Origin of the sequence: Streptomyces sp. NPDC047022 (assembly GCF_040644155.1) — a bacterium.
Lineage (GTDB): Bacteria > Actinomycetota > Actinomycetes > Streptomycetales > Streptomycetaceae > Streptomyces.
In genome coordinates, this window is the sequence record NZ_JBEYVV010000004.1 from 179,074 (window position 1) to 189,568 (window position 10,495).

Genomic DNA, 10,495 nt, shown 5'->3' on the forward strand with positions numbered 1-10,495 from the left:
CTGTCGGCTGTCAGCCCTGTGTGAGGCGTACGGGTTCGATTCCCGTGAGCAGGGTGGTGAGGCCGTGGTCGATGTCGGGGCCGAGGTACCAGTCGCCGGTGTGGTCGAGGGCGTAGACGCGGCCTTCGGCGTCTATGGCGAGGAGGGCGCGGCTGTCGGTTTCTTCGCCGAGGGGGCAGATCTCGGTGTCGAGGGCGCGGCCGAGGTCGCCGAGGGTGCGGGCGAGGTGGAGGCCGTGGAGGGGGTCGAGGTGGAGGCCGGCCGGGGCGAGGCGGCGGCCGGGGCCTGTGGGGGTGATGTGGAGGCCGCCGAATTCGGCCCAGGCTTCGACGGCGGCGGGGAAGACGGCGTGCCGGTGGCCCGCGGGGGATACGTGGCCGCGGAGGGCGTCGGCCCATACTTCGGCTTGCTTGATGTCCCAGCGTCCTGGTTGCCAGCCTGCGGTGCGCAGTGCGGCGTCGACGGGTGCGGGGAAGCGTAGTGGGGCTGTTCCCTGTTCGAGCCGGGTGGGGGGCTCGGGGGAGGGGGTGCGGTCGGTGTGCATCTGCCCTTTGTTCGTTCGGTGCCGGGGTGTGGCGTGGGTGGTGTCGTGCGGGGTCTGGGGTGGCGGGGTGCGCTGAGGGGTCAGTGCTGTGCCGTGGGGTCGATGATGCGTACGCCGAAGTGGTCGCTGAGTGAGGTGCAGGCGCGGCAGGGTGTGGCGAAGCTGCCGTGGAGGGGGTCGCCGTCTTCACGGATGCGGCGGGCGGTGAGTTTGGCGTGTTTGAGGGCTTTGCGCGCTTCGCCGTTGGTCATGGGTTTGCGGGCGGCGCGTTTGCTGCGCGTGGCGTCGGCGGCGGTGATGTGCCGGGAGATGAGGATCGCTTCGGCGCAGCGTCCGGTGGATCGGTCGCGGTGGCTGCTGGCGAGGGTGTCGAGGTACTCCTGGACGAGTGGGTGGAGGGCGGGTGGCTGGTCGCCGCGTGCGGCGGTTCCGGTGAGGGTGGTGCCGCGGACGGAGAGGGCGGCGGCGACGGTGGGGAGTATGCCGTCGCGGCGGTGGCGGAGGGTGGGGGTGGGTGCGGTGTCGGCCGTGCTCCAGTTGACGCGTGGGTCTCCTGAGGTGCCTGTTTGTGCGGTGTTCATGGATTGTCGTCCCTCCCCTTGCCTCCCCCGTGGGAGGACACAGACTGCCAAATGCCGTGGCTGGTGCGGAAGCTGGGTCGGTGCGACACGCCAGGGTTGGGCGGACTGTCACGGCGGGGTGACGGCTGGTCACGGTGGTGGTGGGTCGGCCGGGCGTGGGGGCTGGAGGGCCGGTGACCCGTGTCGTCGTACCGCTTAGGCTGTCGGCATTCGCGATTCGCGATGCCGTAGAGGCCAGGCCGCAGGGGCCGGACAGAACGCCGCAGGGGGCTTACGTCATGACGACAGGTCGGCTCGGGCTGGGGACACCTCCCGGTCGTCAGGCCGGTGAAGGTGCCGCGCCGCCGAACGCCGCGTACGCCGGGCAGGTTGTGCAGTTCCCGGACCCGGTGAGGGCTTCCCGCCATCCGAGGGGGGTGCGGGTGGACGAGCACGGTTACCCGGATTTCTCGCCTTATGCCCGTGCGTCGGCGGAGATCGCGGAGCCGCCGGAGGGTTTTGGTGTGGATGAGTTGCGGCTGACGGACTATGTGTCGGCGAATGCCGCCTCGGCGGCGGCCGGCCATGATCTGTGGGACGCGATTCCGGCGGTGGCGACGCCGCACGGCTGGACGTGGCATCACGTTCGGGGTGCGCGGCGGCTGGAGTTGGTGCCGGTCGAGGTGAAGGCGTTGTTGAGGCATCACGGTGGTGTCGCGACGGCGAGTGTCGACCATGGTAAGCGGGGGACGCGGCCGTTGCAGGAGACTCGGCCGGTGCACTTCGGGCTGCCGAGGGGTGGGGTGGCGGTGACGGAGCAGCAGGTGCAGGGGGTCGAGGAGGATCTCGGGTACCGGCTGCCGGGTGCGTACCGTTCGTTCCTGAAGGCGGCGGGTGGTTGTGCGCCGGTGGGTGCGGCGCTGGACGCCGAGTTGGGGTTGCTGGTCGATCAGCCGTTCTTCACGGTGCGTGATGAGGCGGCGGTCAATGACCTGGTGTATGTGAACAAGTGTCTGCGCGATCATCTGACGAAGGATTATCTGGGTGTCGGTTTCGTGCAGGGCGGTCTGCTGGCGGTGAAGGTGAAGGGCGACGGGATCGGTTCGGTCTGGTTCTGTGCCTATGACGACGCGCGGGATGTCGATGCGTCGTGGACGCCGGCGGAGCGCGTGGAGCGGCTGCTGCTGCCGTGTGGTGACGACTTCGACGATTTTCTGTCCCGGCTGGCGGGGGATCCGCCGGAGTTGGAGACAGTGGCGAACCTGATGGTGGACGGCGGCTTCGCGCGTGCGGTGCCCGTGTCGTCGGTGGAGGAGTGAGTCCGGACGATGGTGACGTTCGCACAGGCGCAGGAGCGCGCGGAAGAGTGGATCAACGGTGATGTGCCGTCGTACCAGCATCGTGAGGTGCGGGTGCGGGAGTTCGAGCTCGGGTTCGTGGTGTGGGCGGAGGACCGCGCCGAGGGGCCGCGTTCGGACGGGGGCGCGCTGCGGCTGGTGATCGCCCGTGACAGTGGTGAGGCGACGCTGTGGCCGGGGCTGCCGGTGGGTGAGGTGATTCGCCGGTACGAGGAGGAGTACGGGGCGGGTGAGGCGGAGGAGCCCGCTCCGGTGCCCGCGGCGCGAGTGGATCTGAATCAGACGTCGTTCCTGCTGAGTCCGCCGGAGTGGTTGCAGGAGGCGGCGGACAGGATGGGGATTCCGGATCGCCGTCAGGGCGGTGCCGGGTCGTCGGGGGAGGCGTCGGGGACGTCGTCCGGCGTTGCCGGTGCTGCGCCGTCGCCTGCGTCCGTGCCGTCGCCTGCGTCCGCGCCTTCGACTGCTGCCGGGGTCGGGGGAGCGGTTGCGGACGCGGTGCCGGTGCCGGGTGCGTCCGCTGGTGCGACGCAGTGGGCGGGGACGGACACCAGTGCCGATGCGGGCGAGGACCGTTCGGTCCCGTTGCCGGCCACGGTGTTCGCGCCGCCGGTGAGTGGGGCGGATGACGGCGGTACGCCGCCGCCCGCGTCCACTCCTGACGCGAAGACCGCGCTGCTGGCGGGTGGCAGCCAGTTGCCGCGTACGGCGGTGGCTCCGGTCCTGGGTGAGCCCGGGGCGGGGGCGCCGGGCACTGCGCCCACTGGTGCGCCTTCGTACGGGTATCCGCAGGGGCCTGGTGGTGTGCCGGGTACGCCGCCGGGCATGCCGCCCGGTCCCGCTGTGCCCGGTCCGGCGCCTCAGGCCGGTTCGTCCGGGACGGGACGGCACCTGGCGCCGAACGCCGGGGACATCGCCGACGCCGCGACGAGCAAGGCGGCGCCTCCGCGGGGGCCGCGTGCCGGTGGTGCGCCCCATCCGCCCGGAGTGCCTGGTGTGCCGGGCGCGCGGTCGGGTGCGACCCCGCCTCCTCCGCCGCCTCCGTCACCGGGTGCCGCGGGGGGTGGTTACGTGCCGACTCAGCTGGTGTCGCAGCTCGGTCCGGAGGGGCCGGGGGGTGCGCCGGTTCCGGGCCCGCCCGCACCGCAGCCGCCGGGGGTTCCCGGGGCTCCGCAGGTTCCTGGTGCGCCGGGTCAGCCGGGTGGTGCGTCTCCGGGCGGGGTGCATCACGCGGCCACGATGCTTGCCGGTCCGGCCGTCGGTGGTCCGGGCGTGCCGCCGGGTGCTCCGGGTGTTCCTGGCGCGCCGGCGATGCCGCCGGGTGCTCCTGGCGCTCCTGGTGCCCCTGGTGCCCCTGGTGCCCCTGGTGCTCCGGGAGCGGCCCCCGGAGCCGTGCATCACGCCGAGACCATGCTGGCCGGACCGCCTTCCGGAGGCCCCGGCATGCCGCCGCCTCCGCCTCCGCCGCCGCCGGGAGTGCCGACGGGCGCTCCGCAGCCGGTGCCGGGCGGCCCCGTACCGGGTCCGCCAGTGCCTGGTCAGCCCATGCCGGGTCAGCCCATGCCGGGTCAGCCGATGCCGGGTCAGCCGCCCGCGTACGGTTACCCGCCGGCCGGACAGCCGACCGTCGGCCCCGGATATCAGGCCGTGTTGCGCTACCGCGCGCAGGACGGTTCGGAGCAGCAGCTGATCCGGCGTTCGGCGCCGGGCACTCCGCATCCGGAGTGGCAGATCTTCCATGAGCTGCGTGCGATGAACGTCCCGCCGGGCCAGGTGCTCGAGCTGCACACGGAGCTGGAGTCGTGTGAGCTTCCGGGCGCCTACTGTGCGCGAATGATCCGGGAGAACTGGCCGCAGGCGAGGATCACGAGCATCGCCCCCTACGGCACCGACCATGCCTCGCGCCAGCAGGGAATGCGGCAACTGCTCGGGCATCAGGGCGAGTTGCATCAGGTGGCGGACGGTCCGGCGCGCCCGGCTCCGGTGCGTGCGCCGCTGCCGCCGGTGCAGCCCGCGCCGCCGGTTGCGCCGGAGGGGATCGCGCAGGAGCTGGCCGCTGCCTTCGGCCCGGGGGTGTTCCGCTTCGACCAGGCGGCGGTGGCCCGGCAGGGTGTGCCGCCGGTCGTGGCGCACATGCTGGTGGTTGCCGGACTTCCGCTGGACATGGGCCCGTTCTTCTGGGCGCAGGCCCAGCCGGGCCGTCCGGTGCCCACGCTCGCGGAGCTGGCGCAGGAGCGCGGTGTGCAGCCGGCTTCGGACGCGGGCTCGTACCTCGTCATGGGCAGTGACTTCGGCAAGGCGATCTGTGTGCAGTACGGCACCGCGAACATCGTCGCGGTGCCGGTCGAGGCGGGTGCGGGCGGCGCTCCGGTGCCGCCGCAGTTCGTGAACACGGGCCTGCCCGAGTTCGCGCGCTGCATGGCGCTGCTCGGCCGGATGTGGCGGCTGCGGTACGGGCTCAACCAGGAGCAGGCGGGCCGCTGGACCATCGACTTCCAGGCGCAGCTCGCTTCCCTCGATCCGGCGGCGCTAGGTTCGCCGGAGAGCTGGTGGTCGGTGCTGCTCGAGCAGATGTGGGACGGGTTGCTGTGACCGGGCGGGCGGTCAGGTGACCTGATCCGTCCCCCGTTTCCGATGTGGTCCCGAGGGCTGGGCCCCGGTCGTGCGAAGACGCGCGACCGGGGCCCAGCGCCTTTTGTGCCCCGCCCTGCCCCCATTGATCACGTGCGGAGTGTCGTGTTATGAACACTTCCGTCTGATCCATCAGGATGTGCGGAAAATCATCGGTTCGTGCGGGTCGGCTGGAGAGGGGTTTCATGAGCAGCGCATCGGGGTCGCCGCACGGCTTTGTGTCCGTGCGGCGGGGATACCGTCCCGACCAGGTCGACGCCTGCCTGACCGCTCTTTCGCAGGACCGCGACGCAGCGTGGGAGCGGGCTGCCCGGCTCACGGTGCTGGCCAGGGAGATGGAGGGCGATCTGGTTCGGCTGCGCGAGACGGTGGCGCAACTCGGGCCGCAGACGTACGAGTCGCTCGGGGAGCGTGCCCAAGGGTTGTTCGGCCTGGCGCTGGAGGAGGTCGCCGCCCTGGGGGAGGAGGCGCGGCGGAAGGCGCGTCAGCTGGTCGAGGAGGCGGAGGCGGCGGCCGGGCAGGCGGGGGTGGCGGCGCAGGTGTACGCGGAAGGGGTGCGTGCCGAGGCCGGGGAGCGGGTCCGTACGCGGCTGCTGTCGGCGCGGGCGGAGGCCGACGATCTGAGGATCGCGGCGCGGCGTGAGGTGAAGGAGGGTCGGGGGGAGGCGCTGGCCGCGCTGCGGGAGGTCCGTCAGCGTACGGAGGCGCTGCTGGCCGACCAGAAGCGGGAGCAGGCCGAGCGCATGAGGGCGGAGGAGCTGGCCGTGGCCGAACGGTCGGCGGCCGTGGACGCGGCGGCGGATGAGCGGGTGGCGGCTGCGGAGGTTGCCCTGTCGGAGGCGGAGCGGGCGTTCGCCGAGGCCGAGGAGTCGGCCCTGAGTGTTCAGCGGGATGCGCAGGCGTGTGCCGCGGAGGTGGTCGCCGAGGCGCGTCTGCGGGAGGAGCGCGTCGCGAGGGAGACGGAACGGGTGCTGCGGGAGCATGCGGAGCACCGGGACGGTGTGCAGGCTCAGATGGATGAGGTGCGCAACAGTCTTGCGATGCTGATGGGCCGGGCCGCCGCGGAGTAGTCCGGGAACGGCCCGCCGCGGGACGTCTCATCTCGGGGCGTTCCCGCGCACGGCCGCTCGGGACGGCTCGCCTCCGGGCGGCTCTTCTCCGAGCGGCCCCATCGGGGTGGCGGTTTCGCAGTGGTGTCCCTCGAGGCGGCGGTCTCGAAGTGGCGTCCCTGTGGGCGGCGGCCCCGGGCGGCTCGGATCCGTCGCGACCCGGTGGACCGACCCTGACACGACCGGGCGGGCTTGACCCTGACGCGGCGGGAGGGTGGAGGCTTGCCTCGCTGGAGGGAGGGCCGTGCCCTCTCCCCGGGTGGAGAGCGACCGCGCCGGAGGGTGGAGACCGACCCTGAGAAGAACTCCGTCCTCCGGCGGACTGCCCCTAGGGGTTGCTCCGTATCAGGACCTGGGGAGGGTTCGTCCCGGCGGAGGAGGAGGGCCGGGGGACGCTGTCCTTAATCTGGCTTTACGCCGCTGGGGAGCGGCCGGCACGCACGGGGGTCGTGCCGGCCGCAGTGGAGAGGGTGGGGTTTTCCCCAGCGGAAGACGGGGCCGGGCACCAGCGCGGCGGAGACCCTTCCGGCACGAGACTGGCGAACGCAGCCAGACGGCGGCCATTCACCGAGCGAGACAGGACGAGGGACCACGCGTCCCTTCTGCTGACCGACATAGGAGATATGACATGACATCGGCCGTGACCATTCCCAGGCACGGGGGTACTGGAGGGCGTACGGCCGCTGCCGCGCGAGCGCGGCAGGTCGTCAAGGCGTACGGGTCGGGGGAGACCCGTGTCGTCGCCCTCGACCACGTCGACGTGGACATCGCCCGGGGCCAGTTCACCGCGATCATGGGCCCCTCGGGGTCCGGTAAATCCACGCTGATGCACTGCCTGGCCGGGCTCGACACCGTGACGAGCGGTCAGATCTTCCTGGACGAGACCGAGATCACCGGCCTGAAGGACAAGAAGCTCACGCAGCTGCGCCGGGACAGGATCGGATTCATCTTCCAGGCGTTCAACCTGCTTCCGACGCTGAACGCGATCGAGAACATCACGCTGCCCATGGACATAGCCGGCCGTAAGCCGGACCGGGCGTGGCTGGACCGCGTCGTGGAGACCGTGGGGCTCGCCGGCCGGCTCAAGCACCGGCCCACGCAGCTCTCCGGCGGTCAGCAGCAGCGTGTGGCCGTGGCGCGCGCCCTGGCCGCCCGACCGGAGATCATCTTCGGTGACGAGCCGACCGGAAACCTCGACTCACGGGCCGGGGCCGAGGTACTGGGCTTCCTTCGCCGCTCGGTCGACGAGCTGGGGCAGACCATCGTGATGGTCACGCACGACCCGGGCGCCGCCTCGTACGCCGACCGCGTGCTGTATCTGGCCGACGGCCGGATCGTGGACGAGATGTTCAAGCCGACCGCGGACACGGTGCTCGACCGCATGAAGGACTTCGACGCCCGGGGGCGCACGTCATGACCATCCTGAAGACCTCGATGCGCAACTTCTTCGCGCACAAGGGGCGGATGGCCCTGTCGGCCGTCGCGGTCCTGTTGTCGGTGGCCTTCGTGTGCGGCACGCTCGTCTTCACCGACACGATGAATACGACGTTCGACAAGCTCTTCGCGGCCTCCGCCTCGGATGTGACGGTCAGCGCCAAGGGCTCCTCCGACAGCGGGGAGACGACCTCCCGCACCGGCAAGCCGCCGGTCCTGCCGGCCTCCGTGCTGGACCGGGTCCGTAAGGTCCGGGGTGTCGAGAAGGCCGAGGGCACGGTGTTCTCGACCTCGGTGACCGTCGTCGACCACGACCTGGACAAGCTCTCGCCCACCAGCGGGGCGCCGACCATCGTCGGCAGCTGGAACGGCAACGACGCCCGCATCATGAAGGTCACCTCCGGTTCGGTGCCCAAGACGCCCGACCAGGTCATGATCGATGCGGACACCGCGAGCAAGCATCACCTCAAGCTCGGCGACGAGATCGGCGTGATCAGCGTCATCGGCACGCACCACGCGCATGTGTCCGGCATCGCCACCTACACGGTCACCAACCCCGGCGCGGCGATCTTCTACCTGGACACCAGGACCGCCCAGCAGATCCTGGTCGGCCGGACCGGCGTGTACACCAACGTCAATGTCACCGCCGTCAAGGGGGTCTCCGACGACCAGCTGAAGGAGAACGTGGCCGCTGAGCTCGGCAGCGGCTTCAAGGTGCAGACCGCCAAGGAGGTGGCCGACGCCAACCAGAAGAGCGTCCAGACCTTCATGAACGTGATGAGGTACGCGATGCTCGGCTTCGCCGGGATCGCCTTCCTGGTCGGCATCTTCCTGATCGTCAACACCTTCTCGATGCTGGTCGCCCAGCGCACCCGCGAGATCGGCCTGATGCGCGCCATCGGCTCCTCGCGCAAGCAGGTCAACCGGTCCGTGCTGGTCGAGGCTCTGCTGCTCGGCGTGCTGGGTTCCGTTCTCGGTGTCGGCGCGGGGGTCGGCATCGCGGTCGGTCTGATGAAGCTCATGGGCAACATGGGGATGCACCTGTCCACGGACGACCTGACCGTCGCCTGGACCACCCCGGCCCTCGGCCTGCTCCTCGGCGTGGTCGTCACCGTCCTGGCGGCCTACCTGCCGGCCCGGCGCGCCGGCAAGATCTCCCCGATGGCCGCCCTGCGCGAGGCGGGTGCCCCGGCAGATGCCAGGGCGGGTGTCGTACGGGCCCTGATCGGCGTGGTCCTGACGGGCGCCGGCGGCTGGAGTCTGTATGCCGCCGCCACCGCCGACAAGGCCGCGGACGGCTCGTCGTGGCTGGGTCTGGGCGTGTTGCTGACCCTGATCGGCTTCGTCGTCATCGGTCCGCTGACCGCCGGCGCTCTGGTCCGTGTCCTCAGCGCGCTCATCCTGCGAATATTCGGGCCCGTGGGCCGGATGGCCGAGCGCAACGCACTGCGCAACCCGCGCCGCACCGGCGCCACCGGTGCCGCCCTTATGATCGGCCTGGCCCTGGTGGCCTGCCTGTCGGTGGTCGGCTCCTCGATGGTGGCCTCCGCGACCGATCAGCTGGACAAGACCGTCGGCACGGACTTCATCATCCAGGCCGACAACGAGAACACGCTGATCACCCCGCAGGCCGTGAAGGCCCTGAAGGACACACCGGGCCTTGCCCGGGTCACCGAGTACAAGATCGTGGACGCCTCCCTGGCCACTCCGGACGGCCATGCCTCGGACGAGGTCATCAAGGCGGTCGACGCGACCTACGCGCAGGACCTGCGTACCAAGACCGTCGCCGGTGATCTCGCCGACGCCTACAAGCCCGACTCGATGTCCGTGCACGAGGAATTCGCCAAGAAGCACGGCATCAAGCTCGGTTCCACGGTCACGGTCGGCTTCAAGGGCGGCAGGACGGCCAAGCTGACGGTCCGCGCGATCACCAGCGACGACGTCGTCATCGACAAGGGCTCGATGTACGCGTCCATCGCCACGGTGGCCAGGTATGTGTCCGCCGACAAGATGCCGCTCGACCTCCTGGTCTTCGCCACGGCCAAGGACGGACAGCAGGCGGCGGCGTACAAGTCGCTGAAGTCGGCACTGCACGGATACCCGCAGTACACGGTGCGTGACCAGACCGACTACAAGAAGGCGCTGAAGGACCAGATCGGCCAGATGCTCAACATGATCTACGGTCTGCTGGCACTCGCGATCATCGTCGCGGTCCTCGGCGTGGTGAACACCCTCGCCCTGTCGGTGGTCGAGCGGACCCGGGAGATCGGCCTCATGCGGGCCATCGGCCTCTCCCGCCGCCAGCTGCGCCGCATGATCCGCCTGGAATCCGTGGTGATCGCCGTCTTCGGCGCCCTGCTGGGCCTCGGCCTGGGCATGGGCTGGGGCGCGACCGCCCAGCGGCTCCTCGCGCTGGAGGGCCTGCACACCCTGAAGATCCCCTGGCCGACGATCACCGCAGTCTTCATCGGTTCCGCCTTCGTCGGCCTGGCCGCAGCCCTGATCCCGGCATTCCGCGCAGGCCGAATGAACGTCCTGAACGCCATCGCGACCGAGTAACTCCCCAACACACCCACACCGGCCCGCGCCCCAGAGGGACGCGGGCCGGCACCACAACCAATCCGACACACCGGACACGGCCAAGGGGATCCACGCAAAACCCACGACGCACCCGCGGTCTCGGACGCACCGCTAAAGGGGCGCGGGGAACTGCGCAAAACCCGCGACGTACCGGCGGCCCCCGTCGTACCGGATGGACCGCTATAGGGGCGCGGGGAACTGCGCAAAACCCGCGACGTACCGGCGGCCCCCGTCGTACCGGATGGACCGCTATAGGGGCGCGGGGAACTGCGCAAAACCCGC

General features: G+C 70.9%; 7 protein-coding genes. 5 read left to right on the forward strand and 2 right to left on the reverse strand.

Translation table 11 applies throughout. The annotated features are described in order from the left end of the window. Positions 1–10: 10 nt before the first annotated feature. Positions 11–544 (reverse strand): SUKH-3 domain-containing protein, encoded by a 534-nt coding sequence (locus ABZ845_RS07530; RefSeq protein WP_360974179.1) that lies wholly within the window; start codon positions 542–544, stop codon positions 11–13. Positions 545–624: 80 nt separating this feature from the next. Continuing rightward, positions 625–1,125, reverse strand: a complete 501-nt coding sequence (locus ABZ845_RS07535; protein ID WP_360974182.1) for a YwqJ-related putative deaminase — start codon at positions 1,123–1,125, stop codon at positions 625–627. A 278-nt stretch (positions 1,126–1,403) separates the two neighbouring features. Between ABZ845_RS07535 and ABZ845_RS07540 the strand changes: the two genes are divergently transcribed. The 5 genes from ABZ845_RS07540 to ABZ845_RS07560 all read left to right on the forward strand — a co-directional run bounded on the left by ABZ845_RS07540 (position 1,404) and on the right by ABZ845_RS07560 (position 10,192). Next, the gene (locus ABZ845_RS07540; protein ID WP_360974454.1) at positions 1,404–2,423 is read left to right on the forward strand and encodes an SMI1/KNR4 family protein; all 1,020 of its coding nucleotides are present in this window, start codon (positions 1,404–1,406) and stop codon (positions 2,421–2,423) included. 9 nt (positions 2,424–2,432) lie between these two features. Further along, positions 2,433–5,051, forward strand: a complete 2,619-nt coding sequence (locus ABZ845_RS07545) for an SUKH-4 family immunity protein (protein ID WP_360974185.1) — start codon at positions 2,433–2,435, stop codon at positions 5,049–5,051. Positions 5,052–5,275: 224 nt separating this feature from the next. Then, the gene (locus tag ABZ845_RS07550; protein ID WP_360974188.1) at positions 5,276–6,160 is read left to right on the forward strand and encodes a cellulose-binding protein; all 885 of its coding nucleotides are present in this window, start codon (positions 5,276–5,278) and stop codon (positions 6,158–6,160) included. Between the two features lie 667 nt (positions 6,161–6,827). Continuing rightward, a complete protein-coding gene (locus tag ABZ845_RS07555) occupies positions 6,828–7,616 on the forward strand; it encodes an ABC transporter ATP-binding protein (RefSeq protein ID WP_360974191.1) in 789 nt (262 codons plus the stop codon). After that, positions 7,613–10,192 (forward strand): FtsX-like permease family protein, encoded by a 2,580-nt coding sequence (locus tag ABZ845_RS07560; RefSeq protein WP_360974194.1) that lies wholly within the window; start codon positions 7,613–7,615, stop codon positions 10,190–10,192. Before ABZ845_RS07555 ends, ABZ845_RS07560 begins: the two co-directional genes overlap by 4 nt. Positions 10,193–10,495 lie beyond the last annotated feature (303 nt).